This is a genomic window from Salmonella sp. NW884 (assembly GCF_051700745.1).
Taxonomy (GTDB): Bacteria; Pseudomonadota; Gammaproteobacteria; order Enterobacterales; family Enterobacteriaceae; genus Salmonella; species Salmonella enterica.
Window position 1 is genome coordinate 108,193 of record NZ_JAMMDE010000007.1, and the last position, 14,734, is coordinate 122,926.

General features: G+C 52.6%; 20 protein-coding genes. 1 reads left to right on the forward strand and 19 read right to left on the reverse strand.

Annotated elements, in window-relative coordinates; genetic code table 11:
- Positions 1–25: 25 nt before the first annotated feature.
- From NA197_RS16050 to NA197_RS16105, 12 genes are read right to left on the reverse strand one after another with little or no spacing between them, the layout of a single operon-like run.
- A complete protein-coding gene (locus NA197_RS16050) occupies positions 26–568 on the reverse strand; it encodes a virion core protein, T7 gp14 family (protein WP_052904504.1) in 543 nt (180 codons plus the stop codon).
- Entirely contained in the window at positions 568–1,032 is a 465-nt protein-coding gene (locus NA197_RS16055; RefSeq protein ID WP_052904506.1) for a hypothetical protein, read from the reverse strand. The genes NA197_RS16050 and NA197_RS16055 overlap by 1 nt, the downstream gene beginning before the upstream one ends.
- Positions 1,032–3,509 (reverse strand): hypothetical protein, encoded by a 2,478-nt coding sequence (locus tag NA197_RS16060; RefSeq protein WP_052938609.1) that lies wholly within the window; start codon positions 3,507–3,509, stop codon positions 1,032–1,034. Before NA197_RS16060 ends, NA197_RS16055 begins: the two co-directional genes overlap by 1 nt.
- Positions 3,509–4,114, reverse strand: a complete 606-nt coding sequence (locus NA197_RS16065) for a hypothetical protein (RefSeq protein WP_052938608.1) — start codon at positions 4,112–4,114, stop codon at positions 3,509–3,511. Before NA197_RS16065 ends, NA197_RS16060 begins: the two co-directional genes overlap by 1 nt.
- Positions 4,114–4,437 carry a capsid staple protein gene (gp10, locus tag NA197_RS16070; protein ID WP_052938607.1) on the reverse strand — a complete coding sequence of 108 codons (324 nt, stop codon included), beginning with the start codon at positions 4,435–4,437 and terminating at the stop codon, positions 4,114–4,116. Before gp10 ends, NA197_RS16065 begins: the two co-directional genes overlap by 1 nt.
- Before the next feature lie 50 nt (positions 4,438–4,487).
- Positions 4,488–4,850, reverse strand: coding sequence for a hypothetical protein (locus NA197_RS16075; protein WP_052938606.1), 363 nt, complete (start codon positions 4,848–4,850; stop codon positions 4,488–4,490).
- 10 nt (positions 4,851–4,860) lie between these two features.
- Entirely contained in the window at positions 4,861–5,301 is a 441-nt protein-coding gene (locus NA197_RS16080; protein ID WP_052938605.1) for a Bbp16 family capsid cement protein, read from the reverse strand.
- 51 nt (positions 5,302–5,352) lie between these two features.
- Positions 5,353–6,339 carry a major capsid protein gene (locus NA197_RS16085; RefSeq protein WP_052938604.1) on the reverse strand — a complete coding sequence of 329 codons (987 nt, stop codon included), beginning with the start codon at positions 6,337–6,339 and terminating at the stop codon, positions 5,353–5,355.
- Positions 6,340–6,353: 14 nt separating this feature from the next.
- Complete coding sequence (locus tag NA197_RS16090) at positions 6,354–7,076, reverse strand: peptidase (RefSeq protein WP_052938603.1); 723 nt, start codon at positions 7,074–7,076, stop codon at positions 6,354–6,356.
- Positions 7,077–7,078: 2 nt separating this feature from the next.
- On the reverse strand, positions 7,079–7,375 hold the full coding sequence (locus NA197_RS16095; protein WP_052938602.1) for a hypothetical protein: 297 nt from the start codon (positions 7,373–7,375) through the stop codon (positions 7,079–7,081).
- On the reverse strand, positions 7,372–9,042 hold the full coding sequence (locus NA197_RS16100) for a portal protein (protein WP_052938601.1): 1,671 nt from the start codon (positions 9,040–9,042) through the stop codon (positions 7,372–7,374). Before NA197_RS16100 ends, NA197_RS16095 begins: the two co-directional genes overlap by 4 nt.
- Positions 9,043–9,056: 14 nt before the next feature.
- Positions 9,057–9,263, reverse strand: coding sequence for a hypothetical protein (locus tag NA197_RS16105; RefSeq protein ID WP_000334867.1), 207 nt, complete (start codon positions 9,261–9,263; stop codon positions 9,057–9,059).
- Between the two features lie 854 nt (positions 9,264–10,117).
- Here NA197_RS16105 and NA197_RS16110 point away from each other — a divergent pair.
- Positions 10,118–10,546 (forward strand): hypothetical protein, encoded by a 429-nt coding sequence (locus NA197_RS16110; RefSeq protein ID WP_052938600.1) that lies wholly within the window; start codon positions 10,118–10,120, stop codon positions 10,544–10,546.
- A 43-nt stretch (positions 10,547–10,589) separates the two neighbouring features.
- Here the strand turns inward: NA197_RS16110 and NA197_RS16115 are convergent, their stop codons facing one another.
- Genes NA197_RS16115 through NA197_RS16145 form a run of 7 tightly spaced genes read right to left on the reverse strand, consistent with a single transcriptional unit; the run spans position 10,590 to position 14,345 of the window.
- Positions 10,590–12,071: a hypothetical protein gene (locus tag NA197_RS16115; RefSeq protein WP_052938599.1), complete on the reverse strand. Its 1,482-nt coding sequence runs from the start codon at positions 12,069–12,071 to the stop codon at positions 10,590–10,592.
- Positions 12,068–12,742, reverse strand: coding sequence for a terminase small subunit (locus NA197_RS16120; RefSeq protein WP_139381697.1), 675 nt, complete (start codon positions 12,740–12,742; stop codon positions 12,068–12,070). Before NA197_RS16120 ends, NA197_RS16115 begins: the two co-directional genes overlap by 4 nt.
- Before the next feature lie 22 nt (positions 12,743–12,764).
- Positions 12,765–13,103, reverse strand: a complete 339-nt coding sequence (locus tag NA197_RS16125; protein WP_052938597.1) for a hypothetical protein — start codon at positions 13,101–13,103, stop codon at positions 12,765–12,767.
- Positions 13,096–13,368, reverse strand: a complete 273-nt coding sequence (locus tag NA197_RS16130) for a hypothetical protein (RefSeq protein ID WP_015971081.1) — start codon at positions 13,366–13,368, stop codon at positions 13,096–13,098. The genes NA197_RS16125 and NA197_RS16130 overlap by 8 nt, the downstream gene beginning before the upstream one ends.
- The gene (locus NA197_RS16135; RefSeq protein ID WP_438796697.1) at positions 13,368–13,592 is read right to left on the reverse strand and encodes a DUF551 domain-containing protein; all 225 of its coding nucleotides are present in this window, start codon (positions 13,590–13,592) and stop codon (positions 13,368–13,370) included. Before NA197_RS16135 ends, NA197_RS16130 begins: the two co-directional genes overlap by 1 nt.
- A 3-nt stretch (positions 13,593–13,595) precedes the next feature.
- Positions 13,596–14,123: a hypothetical protein gene (locus NA197_RS16140; protein ID WP_226996201.1), complete on the reverse strand. Its 528-nt coding sequence runs from the start codon at positions 14,121–14,123 to the stop codon at positions 13,596–13,598.
- Between the two features lie 3 nt (positions 14,124–14,126).
- Positions 14,127–14,345 carry a DUF4014 family protein gene (locus NA197_RS16145; RefSeq protein WP_015995294.1) on the reverse strand — a complete coding sequence of 73 codons (219 nt, stop codon included), beginning with the start codon at positions 14,343–14,345 and terminating at the stop codon, positions 14,127–14,129.
- Between the last annotated feature and the right edge of the window lie 389 nt (positions 14,346–14,734).

The window sequence follows — 14,734 nt, forward strand, 5'->3', positions numbered from 1 at the left end:
GTACTGTTGGCATTTCGGTATCTCCTTATCGACCGGTTGGTGTGCCTATTGCGGCAGATATAGGGGCCGCTTTGCTTTGAGTGAATGGTGACCACGTTCCGCCGCCCATCTGGTAAGCGCCGTATGCCTGAAGTGGAGCAGTCAGCAGTGTAGTAAATGCCCCCATATTCCCCTGCTTACGCGAAGCGCTGGCCTGGGCCTTATAGTTTGCAGCCTGGACTTCATAGCCATACGCTTCACGCTGAGCGTTGTTGACTGTCGTCAGTGCATCAAGCGCGCCAAACTGTGCTGTATCTCCGAAGATATCCAGCACGCCACCAGTGGAAAGATCTGCACCTGTAGCACCCATAGTTGCCGCCTGGGTGCCGGCGGCCTGTCGATTGCGACGGCGAACCTCATCAGCCTGAGCGTTGCCACGGTTGATAGAATCCTGTGCCTGCGCCGTAGCCACTTCTGCATTTTGCTCGGCAACAGCAGATGAATACTTACCTTGCTGGTACTGGTTGTATGCTGAAACGCCACTTAAAGCGACACTGGCGCCAGCGAGAGCGATAGCCGGGCTGCACATTATTTTCTCTCCATGTGGAAACGGTGAAACGGTAGGTTGTTAATGCCGTATGGCTGAGGTTCGTCGATGGTGAATCCCAGCCAGTGAAGCCAGATGCGCGCAGTGTGGTTACGCGCATCAACATAATTTTCAAGATACGGGTAAACAGTCAGCATTGCATTGACCACTTTTCCGCAGCGGCGAAGGAAGGTGCGCTGGTATTTCTCCAGCGCGTCAGTACCCACCAGCCACGGAATACCGCTGCCGCCGATCATCGATGCTGGTGCTACGCCAAAGACAGTCACCACTTCACCGTTAATCAATCCGGCACAGCAGAATGTTGACGTGCGCAGACCAGTTTCCAGCACGCGGCGCGGACTCCATCCATTAGTTGCCATAAACTCATCGATATCAGCCTGGCGGACATTAGGCAGAATTGCTTCGATGTGCTCTGCGGTAGCGGGTACGATCTTAGCGTTAATCATCAGAATCCCCCTACGGTAAGACGAGGCAGTACGGCAAGAACGGAAAGCGGAAGTGGGTCAGTCTGTCGAACTTTAACTCGACCGTTTTTATTCCAGTTACTATCTAAATTAACTTCAATTTTTCCAGTGGCATCACTAACCGGATCATCATAAAACTCATCCTCACGCTGTGGATATTCATACCAGGTTCCACCCGGCGTGGTTGCCCAGATTCCGCGACTGGCGTTTACGATCATTGTGACGGTAGGGACAACCTGCTTTTTATCGAGCAGCGTTTCCTGTCCGTTGATATTGATGTCCAGCGTCTCGAACTCTGCATAAATAGGCAGTCCGATATGCACTACTGCACCTGGTGATTCCAGTGTGACAGAGCCACCAGTGACAACCTTTTGAGGTTCAACACTGGCATCTGACAGGATGTTAACCGTCTGGCCTTCAATGTGTGACAGGCCGCCGAACGTCTGTCTGGCCATCTGCCAGTTAGTTGTTGGCACGTTGCGAAGTATCGCCGGAACGTTGCGATTGAATCGGACGGTAACTGCGGTATTGCTTGTTACCGAGATGATATCGCCGCGCAGCTCTTTAGCCACCGGTTCATTGGTGTCTGGATCCGTTTCGGTATAAGGGAACTGAATCTGAGCACCGACGTCAGTGTTAACGAAGTATGCACCACCAGTAACCGTAACTGGATAATCGACCTGATAGCTCCAGTCACCCGTGCCACCGCTGATGGTCATTGTGCGGGATGATGTATTGCGTCCGTCGTAGCTCAGGCCGCAGTCGACAAAGAACGCATCTTCATCGTTGGTGAACAGGCGACTGGAAAGGCGTTCGATGTAACGTTTTGTCTGCCCGTTGATGGTACGGTTAACCACGAAATAAACAGCATCCTCGCTGCCTTCACTGATAGAGCAGGTGCTTTCGTACTTACCGGCGCTTGATTGTGGCGCCCATGCAAAAACCTGCTGGTCGCGCAGATAGGTCAACACCAGCAATTTACCGTCATCACGAATGCAGAACGCGCTGCTGTACGGCACGATGCAGAAGGACCAGTCAACAATGCTGTGTTTCTGGAAAAGGTGGTTTGCCAGTATCGTCAGGTCCGTACCCTGGTACCCGTCAACATCGAAGGAATACGCCAGATCTCGCACAACGCTGCCTTTCTCCTGGATGAACAACGCAATGTTAGCCACTGCGATAGGTGGTACGTTACTGGATCCGTTATTTCCCTGAGAGCTGAACGAGAACGCTGACGGCGTGAGAACCTTATTCTGGTCCCCGGATATCGTATATTCCCCGCCAGAAGTCAGCGCAACCAGATTACCAACGTCAATCAGGTGACGGATCTCATTCACCTGCCGCCCGGCGTAAGTGTAGATAATCCGATCGTCGTCCTGAATAGGGTTGTTCTTGCCAAAGTCTTTATAGTCACCGGTCCGGCTCGCCCAGATGGTTTGCGGGTACGCGGTAGACGCGGCGAAATAGAGGCGCTGCTGATAGTAAACAACGGTACTTGGGTATCCGTTAACGCTGTTCCACGCGTATTTCGCCCACTTATAGCTGGAGTTAGAGGATCCAACAACCTGAGACGGAATGAATGAAACCACATCGGCAGTTGCGGTCAGGCCGTCGCCAGCCACCGCTGAAATTCTGGCAATGCCGAAACCGCTGTGCAGGTACTCCCACTGGATCCCGGTATCATCTGAACCGGTACCGCCCCATCCATCCCACGACATTCCCTCGGTATGCGAAGGGCGAAGTGTTCCGGTCTTACCAGCAGTATTGGCGCGATAGTAGTTGCTGTCTGCACGACGAACATCATTGATTGCTGTGGTCTTGCTGGTTTCCCATACCGGTACGGAATCAATAGCAGGCTGCTCGAGATAGAACAGTTTTCCGACCTGCTCAGCACCGAAGATGGCAGTACTTGCCGTCAAAGTAATGGTTCCGGTGCTGGCGCTTGCGTAGACCTTCACTGTCTCGTCAACGTTGATATCTTCGAACGGTCCGTTTTTTGTGGTTATATCGACGATCTGCCAGTTATCGTGTGCATAGCGTCGTAGCTCTTTTGGCGGGTATGCTGGGTGAACAAGCGTAAGCACGTCGGCGCTCTGCGTGAATTTGATGCGGAACAGGTCAGCCTCAGCATACGGCATCGCCAGTTCGTAGATCACATTGCTGCTGTTCAGCACATACGCACCGTCTTTGATAACGCGCATGTAGCCGTCACCGAACTCCAGCGCATAGGTCTGCACAGTCGAGAACTGAAACGGGATTAACCGGCACTTGCGATCAGGATATTTAGCCGGACCAACGAAGCGCGTACCAGGTCGGTTCTCTACGCCGCCATACTGACGAACAATGAAGTTGTCGCACTTGCGAAGCGCCACCTGATACTTTGACATATCAATGCGGCCGTACAGTGACGGACCAATTTCACCACCGGCAAAGCTCGGTTGAATCCAGCTAAAAGCCATTATGACAACCTCGCTGCTGTGAACTCATCTACCGGTGGTTGTGGCTCCTGCGATTCGTTCTGGCTATGTGAGCCAGCGCTCAGGATCACGCGGTTGTACATCGTCAGTGCGTTGTTACCGAGATCTGCGCTACCGGTCAGCGCCATATTGATAGCAGCAGCCAGACGCCATGAAAGCGCCTCCATGAAAATGGCGTCATACATATTTACGTCAGTAACCCGAGCCACGTACTTCAACCACGCTTTCGGCTGATCGGTGTAAATGAGCTTACCTGTCAGATCCTCATTGGAACCGACAACATATTCAATGCGCAGCGCAGCAGTAGGATTGCGTATGCCTGTCGGCATGATCTCGGTTATGCGAACACAATCAGATGGGTACTGGTAAGCGTATTGCCAGTCAGGAGGCGGATTATTGGTATCGGCCAGCGCCACGCGCTTGGTAGCAAAGTTCCAGTCGAAATCAGCCAGTGCTGCATCGCGGCAAGCATCAAAATGCAGTGAGCACTGTCCGGCCTCTTTACTGGCTTCATTCAGACTGTTAATGCTGCGGCTGTTGCCGATATTGCTCAGCGCGCGGTTGCAAATCTCGATAACGGATGCCATTAATCATCCTCCCCACCGTAGAGAGTTTGCGCTGCTGACTTCGGTTGCTCACCGGATACTGGGCTGAGTGCCATATCAGTGATCTGCAGACTGGCGTTATGCTGCATTCCATCTTCCGTTTCGCGGGTAGACGTTGAGCGAATAGTTGCCTTTGCGGTGATCATTACTTCAGTGCCAGCGGATTGAGAAGTTGCCTTGAGCTTGGCGAGCGTCTCGTTGTTCAACTCAATGCAAAGGCCCCACGGATAATCATCACGAGTCTGGGTTTTACCATCCTCATCCTGATATGTGTCGGTGCCGGTTTTGAGGTTTACCAGATCCATAACGGACTCCTGCAAGAAAGGGGCCGAAGCCCCTGTTTGATTAGCGAGGCTCAGACGCCCAGTTCGGCACGCTTATCTGCGATCTTCTCGCGGAGCGTTTCGGCTTTGGCGTTGTGATGCGGTTTCTCGTTGAAGAGGAACTCATACTCTTCGCGGAGTTTATCCAGACCATCATCAGCGCTGTCCGAATTATCGTTACCGTTATCAGCTTCCACTGCATCTGACTCTGGCTTAACAAACTCCAGACCACGCTTTTTCATCGCCGCAGCTTTGGCTATCTCTGCCGCCTTATTCAATGGCTCCAGCGCTGTTCCTGGCTCACCGTCATACTCAACTTCAGAGCCTTCAGGCCATAGGTTGTTATGAATGTGGGATAAACGCAGGACGCGGTATTTTGCTTTTTCACCTGACATCGCTATCCCCTTAGCCAGTCACTTTTGAACGAGTCGGGTAGTACGGGCTGTTGTTATCAACATCCAGGTTAATACCCGAGGTAAACGCGCCAGCCGTCAGCGGACCGGTACCAACTGAATAGTTCACGCGCAGATAACGCTGAACACCTGCCGGAACTTTCGCAGAGAACAGGCGCTTGCCAGCAGTCAGCGCAGCCAGTGCCAAAGCACCGCTGTCGTAGATAGTTGTCCATGTGGAGTTGTCCGGGCTGGTCTGTAGCTGAACGTTCAGAGTCGCGGCACCGGCAGCGGTTGCTGTGGTGTCAACGGTTGCCCAGAACTCCAGCGGATAACCCACGCCGATATCGCGGCGGGTGCCGTCGATAGGGCCAAGGTCAATCACATCCGTAGAAGCAGCAGAAGCTGTAACCGCCTGCTTCTCGGAGAACATCAACAGTTTGTCGAGGATCATTTTCTTTCTCCATTCATGGGCCAGTTAAGGCCCATTAGTTAATGACAGGCGTTAAACAACGCGCGCTTCTGTTTCCAGAATTGCGTCAGTTTCACGGATTGGGATGCCACGGAAAGTAGTCCACCATTCGCCTTCAGTCTCTTTGACGGACAGAGCCAGAGAAGCTTTATCCAGAGATTGCAGGTCGAGAGCCTGAGCAACGGTGCGGTTCATGTAGAAAACAGCGCGCCCCATCTTCAGGTTAGGAACTCGGTGCAGAGCTTTAACCATCTGAGTTACGATGTTTGCAGCAGAAGCTGGAACAGACAGATCGCTCACATCGATGTTGGCGATGCGAACAACATAGCGCCAGTCACGAAGGGTCAGGCCGTTATCCCACTTATAGTGGGTGCGATAGCCTTCATACTGACCACCAGCGGCGTCTTTCAGAGTTTGCTGACCTTTGTCTTCCATATGCAGGCCTGCCTTCTGACCTTTAGGGAAGATGCCGTGAACCGTGTTTTCTCCCCACACAACCAGCCAGATAGAAGTGTTGTCGGTACCGGTACCGCCAGCATCAATAATGTTCTGCCCATTACCGGCAGATTTGCTGGAATAACGAGAAGCCAGACCCATGAACTGCTGAGGGTTAACACTGGTATCACCATAGAACACCGTCTGAGCCATTTTCTGGTTCATGGCTTCAAGGAACGCACGGTCTTCGGAAAGACGGAATTCAGAAGTATTCCCGTTCAGGTCTGCCAGCGATTTATCAATCTCGGCATAAGTTTCCAGCATACCAATGGAATCTGTTACCTGTGCAGTGGTGCTCTTGCTGTTTGGCACGCCGTAGTTCAGCAGTCGCCAGGTGGCATCCGGTAAGCCGGTGCGAATGGTGGTGCGGTGTCCGGTTGGAAGGTTGCCTTCAACAATCAGCATGTCTTCCAGAATCGGATTCGTTTGACTGAGAAGCTCGGTAATTTTATCGATTTTCCCATCAGGATCTACGCGCTTACCCCAGTCTGCCAGCGTCAGCGCAGTTAAGCCTTTAACAGCCATGGTTATTTCCTCTCTTATTTGCCATAGAGCACTTCGGCAGCACTACGCTGACCGCTTTCTTTCCCGGTTACCATGCCGTCTTCCGACATGGCTTTACCGATTTTCACGAACGCCTTGACCAGTTCAGGGTGATTACCCAGGCCAGTGCCTTCCAGATATTCTTTCAGTTCAGGCGTACCGAACTGAGCAAGAGCTCGCTGTGCAGCGCTCAGGTTACCGGTGAGCTTATCGCCACCGATCTCCTTGTCTGCTTTAACGTCAGCAGCCCACTGCTCAGTGGTTTTCTGCCATGCTTCAACCTGCTGCTGCTGGACCATTGGCATGATCTTGGTGCCGTACAGGTCTACCATCTTCTGTGCCTGCTCATTGGTCAGGTTCAGTTCACGGGCGATTGGCTCGAACTGCTCAAGAGCAGCAGCATCAAGCTCCTGTCCTTCGGCTGGTTTGAACTCGTATTTCTCCGGCGCGCCTTCCTGCTTCTGCTCTTTTTCAGCTTTTTCGGCCTTGTCTTTATCAGCAGCAAGTTCTTCATCAGTTTTCTGAGTTTCTGAACCTTTGTTAGAATCAGTACCCGTTGCGTTATCCTGCGTCTGGGTTTGCTCCTGAGTTTGTTGCTGCGTTTCGCCAGCGCCTTGAGTTGTTTCAGTGGCACCAGTTGATGCTGTATCTGCCTGACCACCTTCAGTGGTTTGCTCGTTGCAAAGACGGCGATGCAGCAAACGTTCAAATAAATTCATGGTTACTCCTGTTCACTGGCCTCTGCGGCCATCTTCAGATACTGATCGGGGCAGTGCGCCATGACGCGCTGAAACAGAACCAGCGCCAGATTGCGCTGCCCTTCGTTGAATGCTGTGATGTGCGGATCTACGTTGAAGCAAGCTCCAAACACCTGACCTTTCTCAAGCAGTGACCAGATCACGCGGCGGCCCTGCTCGCTCCCCATAACGAACTGGATGTCGTCGATATCTCGCTGCGCAAGAAGTTGCTGTTTAGCGTCAAGCTCTGCTTTACGGCCTTCGTCGTCGATATCCATCATTGCTGTGGCGCTCCTGCTGCATTAGCGATAGCGGTTAATGCGCTCGGGTCAGTAGTCTGCGTTTCGCTGAGAGTCTTGGCTCCCTGCGCTGCGGCCTGTCCCATTGCCATTGCCTGTGCTGCCTGCGCCTGCTTGGCTCGTTCTTCACGAATTCCCTGCACCTGCTCCTGCGGAACGATGACAGTTGGCGATACGCCTGACATTTCGGAGAACGCGTCGATAGCCTCATCAACATCGAGTTTGTCGAGTGCTTCAGGTTTGAACTGTGCGAGCTGACCAATGAAACCAACAGTCTGCGACAGACTGGTGAGGCCGATAGATTTCTGCGCCTGAGCCATCACGGAGATGTATTCGATGCGCAGCGGCATGCCCTGCATAACGTCCGGCGGTGGCGGAAGCATGTTCTTACGCGCCATGATGGAGAACACACGGTCAATCAGCGGGTTTAGCGCTTCGTCGTTCAGGCGCTCGAGCACCGGGCCAAGCATCAGCAGTTTCTCTTCCTTCATCTCGATCACTGCTTCCACCGGCATAGAACGGGTGTTGATGTTTTGCAGCATCATGAAGAGGTCGACGAAGTAGGCGCTGTTGATGGTCTGGCGGGTATCCTGAATGTCAGCGAGCAGATCTGCAGTATTCGGGTTTACCAGGTATGCAGGTTTGAAACCGTCCTGACCGCTCAACACGTCGAGGTATGTCACATCACCAGGAAGCAGGGAAACACGCTGTGTTTTTAGCGAGGTAGGTGCAACCATCGGCGGGTTGGTAGCCTTATCGATCAGCTGAGCTTTACGCTTCTGCTCAACCTGAAGGGCTTTAACCTGACCGAGTGCCAGCATGCCAGGGCAGGATGAGGCGTAAACGTCCTCGCCGTTAACTTCCCAGCGCGGAGCAAGGATCGGGAATTCATCGAATCCTGATTCACGCAGCAGCTTGTCGGAGTCGCCGCCAGTCTCAAAGTACACGGAGCGGAACGGCTTGTTCTTGCTGTCCATCTTCCCGGTGTCGCGGTTAATGTTTGGCGTAATGCAGTGGTTAACCTCGATCCACGTTTCATACGTGCCGTTTTCCCACATTCCTTTCACTGATGCGCTGACGTTATCCAGACCGAACTCCTGCACCAACTGGCGCACGGTCATGGAGAACTGACGGAATGAAGTGTCGACGCTGCCGCGCGGGCTGTTAGCCAGGTAGTAGCTGCCAATCGGGAAAGGCATTGTGCGGATCACGTCCTGGTCATCTTCGAGCACAGCCATCGCAGCTGTACCAAAAGTACCCAGGCTGGCGTACATGACAGGCAATGACTGATACAGGTTCGATTTGTTGAAAACTTCGTTCATGCGTCGCTGCACAACTTCAAGCCAGACTTTCACCGGACCGTAATCCATCATGTCAGGGTCAGGCGTTGCCAGTTTGAACCATGGGCGGGCAGGACTGGTGATGCCTGACATCATGCCGCTGGAGAGAATGCGCTGAGCCATTGAACCGGTAGGATCAACAATCTTGGTGTTACGACGATCATCACGGTTTACATCAGACGTCAGAAAACGGGAGCCGCGCGGATTGATGAAATCGCTCAGGTCACGCCAGTGCGACTCGAACGATGTGCGCTCACTCTTCAGCTGTGCGAGCTGCTTCAGCAGACGCTTTTTTTCGGTTTCCGCCATCTCTGCCTACTCCGTTACTGACCGAGCAGCGTTTTACCGCTGGTGTTTGCGGTTGAGGTGTCGCCCTGCGCACCAGTCAGCAGAGTAGAACTGCGACCAGCAGCTGCACGGCGGCGGCGCTCTTCGTCATCACGAGAACTGACAACTGCTGCATCCTGCTCCTGTGGCGCGGCCTGTACTTCTGGTGCCGCTGGCACTGATGGCTTGCTGCCGATACACATAGCAATAGCTCCGTACGCAATTAAATTATTACCAATTTAACCACATATGATTTATTTAGCGTAGGCTATTGACACTTATAACATCAGATATTACCTTTTAGGTAATTAGTTCTCGTATTGAATTGACGAATTGCGGAGGTGGTTATGTGACCGCTTGTGCAGTAGCCCGGAGTACCGCAGCAATAAATTGGGCTTAAAAGTAAAGGCGGTGGATAAGCGGAGCATCATCTCCGCACACAACTAAAAGCGCGCTTCAGTGAATGACCTTTGAGCCTGGTCGTTAAATCCAAACGGTGGAGTGCGCTTTCAGGTGTGTAGCAGTACGGCATATGGCACATGTGCCGCAGCGGTCCGGATGGGTTCCCTTGATGCTACTTCCCCAGCCGGGTAGCCGGAATGTGCAAGCCAGTGTTAGGTAAGCACGGACAGACGACTCACCATCGTGGCGATACGGTGTGACACCTCGGAAGAGACGAGGATGCAACGATGAGAGCATTGGGGTGACCGGTTAATCCCGTGACGCTAACCGATACAGGCGCAGTGCTCTCAACGTTGTGGTGAATAAGGCATTAAACCGGTTACCACCGGTGATTGTTAGAAGCATCTGCGCAGAGTTGCTATGCCGAATAGACTGCGTACCACAACCTAATCACGCCTTAGGACCGTGATGAAGCGCCCATAAGAACGATGCTGTGTAGCCTTTGGCGGTGGCAGTTTCCCTTGATGCTGACCACCGTCACTTTTACACCAGAACGCCATTGCGATGACGTTGCGCTGTAAACCCGTAACTGCCATGGAAGGCACCATTGCTTCCAGTTCGCCCACTTCGGTGGGCATTTTTTTAAGGTGAGATTATGAAAACAGCTGATATGTTGGCTACGTATTTAGACACATGGCCAAGCAAATACATCAGAGTCTTTCAGGGTAGTGACTCCATTTTTTATGGTGAAGAATCTATCGGCGAAACTGATTTAGTAATAACTAAGGCAATACCCGGTGAACAACTGGCAGGGTTAATGCTGAGTGAAGATGCTGGAACGTGCATCACCTGTCAGGAGTGGGTTGCTGCACGTATGTCGGCAATGGAAAATGGTGATGTGCCTGATATTTCTCGTGCCTACGTCAATAAAGAAAAAAGTGATGATGATTACATACGCGAACACTTATACAACATGAAGTTGCAATGTCTGCATGCGGCGCTTATTCAGAATGGGCAATTCGATAAAACCACTGCCACCAACATTGCGGAAGCCATCAACGCTGGCTTTGATGCCATCAAGTAACGCTATGACATGTCACAATTAGCCCGCCGATGCGCGGGCTTTTTCATGCATAGGGATCGTACTCTGTGAGAGCCTTACCCTGCTGGCTTTGCTGCTGCCCATAGTTGAATTGTTTTTTGGTGACCGGAGCAGCATAAGTCAGCACATAGGCGTCGGCATTGTTCGGTGACCGGCCAAGCAATTCTTTCACCTCGTCCTTGTCCTGTAAAATCTTCCTGCTGTCCTTCAGCCTGACTTTGTATTCAGGTGCGCTCAGTTCGTCGGCAAGTTCCTGGCTATCCAGTTGCGCACCAAGCTTCAGCGCGTCACGGGCGGATTTATACATCTCGCCGCGTTTGTTGCCCATCTCGGGATCTGCCGTACCGCTGCCGAACATTATCAGCGTCCAGTTGCGCCCCCAGTTATCGCCAACAGATTTAAGACCTGTGCCATAGCCGTAATCGATAAACACAGCGTCAGCCTGGTACTGATCCTCGAAGTCGGCAATCACTTTCGCAAACAGCACATCGTCAGTGGTACGCTGCCACTCCCCGAGTTTTTTGCAGTGCAGCCCCTGCCTCAGGTAGATAACTGCGGGGTCTTTACCCTGGTGAGACGGGTCGACGCCAAGAACTACAGCAGCGTGCTGGACCTGTGCCGGAGTGATAACCCTGCCAACAGCTGGTTGCGTCAGGCCGGATGGAATAAACTGGTTTTCAGACGCATCAGGGAAGATCCCGCGCACACGGACCTTCACAAAGTCGCTATCCTCGCCGTAGTCGTCCACCCATTTCTGCAACTGCTGCTTGTTTGTTCCTTCGACAGTACGGCTGTCTATCTGCGCGCACTTCCAGCGGTGCTTGTACTTGCGGAAGCATTCGCGGAAACGCCCGGTGTTACGCGTCGGGTTTCCGAACGCCACCCAGATAATCTCGGTGTCCTCGTCCGTCAGAGCACCCTCTGCTACTTCCCACACCAGATCGGCAATGTTGGACGCTTCGTCGAATACGACGATGATGCGCTTTCGCTCGTTGTGCAGTCCGGCAAATGCCTCGGTGTTATGCTCAGACCATGGGATTGCGTCAGCGCGCCAGCGTTTGTCGTGACCGGGATCGTTGCTGTACATTGCGGTAGCGGTGCAGGTGAACCACTCTTTCGTAATAGCCAGGTTCGACCATTTTATGATTTCAGGCCATGTTTTTGTGCGCAGTTGGTTGTCGGTGTTAGCGGTCACCACCACCTTGCAGTCTTCACAGGTCGACATGCCCCAGTTAATCAGCATCGAGATGAACGCAGATTTACCGATACCGTGCCCGGACGCACGGGCCAGCATCAGCGGCTGGTGACGGGTAGCGGGGTTCTGGAGGTGATCGCGTATCTCGCGGAATGCGTCGGCCTGCCACTTACGCGGCCCGGTGGCGTGCGCCAGCTCCGTGCCATCCTCGCCCCACGGGAACGCATAAAGCGAATAGCCCAGTGGGTCATACGTGAACGATGCAATATCCTCTACGAGCTGCTCTTCCGGCGACATGGCTGCGGCTGTCATTCTTCACCACCAGCCCGCTCTTTCACGCGACGTCGGGCCTTCGCCATGCGGTCGGCAATCGTGACGGTGCCGGAAACCTCCAGGCGCTCTTTGAACGCGTTGACGTCTACGTGCTTACCGATTAACTCGAGGTTCTTCACCTTGTCAGGCCATTTTATTTTTTTGAGGATTGTCTCTATCGAATCCTCATCCATGTTCATGATGGTTGAGGACAGGTCAAACCCGCTGAGCGTGGTTCGCCAGATTTTCGGCCACTCGCGGATCGGCTTCAGCGTGCCGTCATCGTTCAGGATGTCGATCACGTCCATCTGGTCAATTTCCACCAGGCGGAGCAGTACGTAATCCGCACTAACGCGCAAGCGCTTGTTACGTTCCTCCATCAGCTCGGCGATCCGTTTCTGGATGCGCTCATCTCGCATCATGACGCTGGCCTTGACCGCTGCCGTATTAGGTGAGAATCCTGCGTTAATCGCTGCCTGAGTCTGATTCTCCGGGCATTTGGTGTATTCCTGCGCGTAAGCCTCCTGCATCGCTGTCAGTGGCTTGTACTGCGTTGATTTGCGTTTTGGTGCTTTTGGTTCTGCGGGCATTGTTACCACCAAAGTAATAATTACCGTTTTGGTAATAGTAACACGCAAAACAAAGCCGCCATAGTCGGCGGCCATTGCAATTTATTGTCGATATCGTGACATGTCACACTGATAATTTAGTATCATGCCAGCCACGCGTCACCCAACATGCCGAATCACCGTCGCATGGACATGACTCAACAGGCAGCGCATCGCCGCACTTACCACAGCGGTTAGCACTGATTGACTTGATGCGACCACGAACCCGAGCATCATCCTGGCGGATCAACAACGCGATGTACTCGTTCATGTCATACGGCGCACGACCAGGGCGACGGACGGCGCAGTTCCGCGCCAACATCTCCAGTTCCTGCCCATCCAGTACCAGCTCAAGCTTGCGCTCACCGGCGGCGTACTGCCGCGCACGCTGCGCTGCTTTGCGCTCTGCTGGGGATTTAGCCATTACTCATTTTCCGCTTTAGCTTGATAAGCTGACCTTCAAGTTTCTGCCGCTTCTCCCGCTCAACTATCAGACGCTTTTTGTAATTACCAAGCCTGTGCTGGTACAACTCCCTGGCATTAACCGCATTGGTGATTTCAGACTTCTGAGCTTTTACAAGTCGTTCGAGTCGGGATATCTCCTGACGCATTGAGTCTCGTAACTCAACTCCTTTTTCGATGGTGGACTCAAGCTGCTCTGTGTATGTTCGAATTACTGAGGTATTCACTACTTCACCTCCTGCTGCGGCGGTTCTGGTAGCAGCATCCAATGCAAGGCACTTCCTAGCCACGATAGCGTGCCGTCGTTCAACTCCACGTATTCCCCTTGCACCTGACCTGCCAAATACTCGCCGTGCTTTGAATAAATTAAAACCCAATCATCTTGAGCGGGCATCCGTTCGCTACAGCTTATCCAGCCATCCGGAGTTAACGTTGATTTTCCAGAAGGAATATTTTACGGAATATTTTGTGGTACATTTTGTGGTTTTGGTGCTGCTGCCAGCGCAGCCTTGTAACCGGCCACATGACCGCGCCAGTCAGCAACCTCTGATAGCCACGCGTTAATCATGGCCTGAGTTGGCTCTTTTGGCACCATTACCCAGTCATCCGGCACTACCGGCGCTGGCGGGAAGGCTCTGAATCCAGCATCAATCAGCGCCATCGTTACGGCATGTATGTCATCCATAACCAATTTTTCTCCTGCCAGATTCCCTCCCATCTTCCTGACGATAATGTCCTTCATCATGTAACGCTGCACTTGGTTGTACGCCACAGGTTCAGCGGTAAGCGATACCAACGCGATACGCGCCAGCTCGCGCACAACTTCTGGCGGGGCGTAGTGGTCATTTAGGTCATCGTACAACCGGATCATCTCTTGGCTGTTGTCCGGGTGTACATCCTCGTTAGTACCAGCAAGTGCAGTGATGACCTCGTCGGCAGCATCAATTATTTCTTGTGCCTGTTCTTTGGTAATAGTGGTCATGGGTTAGTCCTCCCTGTACGGATTTAATTTGTTGTGCAGTTTGTTAAATGGCCCCCATACGATGGAGCTATACCACTCGGCTATTTTTTCTGCCTGTACGCCTGCTAACCAGATGAAGAATATCGGTGATATTGGAACCATTAAAATAAGAAAGAGAAGGAAAAATAGAGCCTCTTTAAACCGACTTTGACGTGGATAATTCTTCCGGAGTATTTTTGTCATTTCACTCCCCCTTAACCTTGATGCCAGCGGCAACCGGCGCAGATACCACCTCAACTGGACAACCAGCTTCACATTTCAATGCGTTGCCACCCACAAACCATAATGTAACGTCGTGGTCGTCAAAGTCGGTTTCCTCGACCTCAAACACTTGTCCTTTGACTTTCACAAAGTCACCGGCGCAGATATGAACCGCGACAACCATTCCAGGCTGATTCCTGCCTACATCAGAATCGACGCTATCTTCCTGCTGCTTCACGCCAATGCCAGCGCGTGTGCTATATGCGGACATGCACTGCGCGAACCCGGATTGGTCATCTGTCTGCCCATAACTGAACCCGGCTTTCAGGCCGTCACGGAATGCGCTATCCTGCAACTTGTCAGCAGTTTCA

Bases quoted from the DNA above. Each gene is read 5' to 3' on its own strand.
- NA197_RS16050 (WP_052904504.1), bottom strand. From the start codon at position 568: ATGTGCAGCCCGGCTATCGCTCTCGCTGGCGCCAGTGTCGCTTTAAGT.
- NA197_RS16055 (WP_052904506.1), bottom strand. From the start codon at position 1,032: ATGATTAACGCTAAGATCGTACCCGCTACCGCAGAGCACATCGAAGCA.
- NA197_RS16060 (WP_052938609.1), bottom strand. From the start codon at position 3,509: ATGGCTTTTAGCTGGATTCAACCGAGCTTTGCCGGTGGTGAAATTGGT.
- NA197_RS16065 (WP_052938608.1), bottom strand. From the start codon at position 4,114: ATGGCATCCGTTATCGAGATTTGCAACCGCGCGCTGAGCAATATCGGC.
- gp10 (WP_052938607.1), bottom strand. From the start codon at position 4,437: ATGGATCTGGTAAACCTCAAAACCGGCACCGACACATATCAGGATGAG.
- NA197_RS16075 (WP_052938606.1), bottom strand. From the start codon at position 4,850: ATGTCAGGTGAAAAAGCAAAATACCGCGTCCTGCGTTTATCCCACATT.
- NA197_RS16080 (WP_052938605.1), bottom strand. From the start codon at position 5,301: ATGATCCTCGACAAACTGTTGATGTTCTCCGAGAAGCAGGCGGTTACA.
- NA197_RS16085 (WP_052938604.1), bottom strand. From the start codon at position 6,339: ATGGCTGTTAAAGGCTTAACTGCGCTGACGCTGGCAGACTGGGGTAAG.
- NA197_RS16090 (WP_052938603.1), bottom strand. From the start codon at position 7,076: ATGAATTTATTTGAACGTTTGCTGCATCGCCGTCTTTGCAACGAGCAA.
- NA197_RS16095 (WP_052938602.1), bottom strand. From the start codon at position 7,375: ATGATGGATATCGACGACGAAGGCCGTAAAGCAGAGCTTGACGCTAAA.
- NA197_RS16100 (WP_052938601.1), bottom strand. From the start codon at position 9,042: ATGGCGGAAACCGAAAAAAAGCGTCTGCTGAAGCAGCTCGCACAGCTG.
- NA197_RS16105 (WP_000334867.1), bottom strand. From the start codon at position 9,263: ATGTGTATCGGCAGCAAGCCATCAGTGCCAGCGGCACCAGAAGTACAG.
- NA197_RS16110 (WP_052938600.1), top strand. From the start codon at position 10,118: ATGAAAACAGCTGATATGTTGGCTACGTATTTAGACACATGGCCAAGC.
- NA197_RS16115 (WP_052938599.1), bottom strand. From the start codon at position 12,071: ATGACAGCCGCAGCCATGTCGCCGGAAGAGCAGCTCGTAGAGGATATT.
- NA197_RS16125 (WP_052938597.1), bottom strand. From the start codon at position 13,103: ATGGCTAAATCCCCAGCAGAGCGCAAAGCAGCGCAGCGTGCGCGGCAG.
- NA197_RS16140 (WP_226996201.1), bottom strand. From the start codon at position 14,123: ATGACCACTATTACCAAAGAACAGGCACAAGAAATAATTGATGCTGCC.
- NA197_RS16145 (WP_015995294.1), bottom strand. From the start codon at position 14,345: ATGACAAAAATACTCCGGAAGAATTATCCACGTCAAAGTCGGTTTAAA.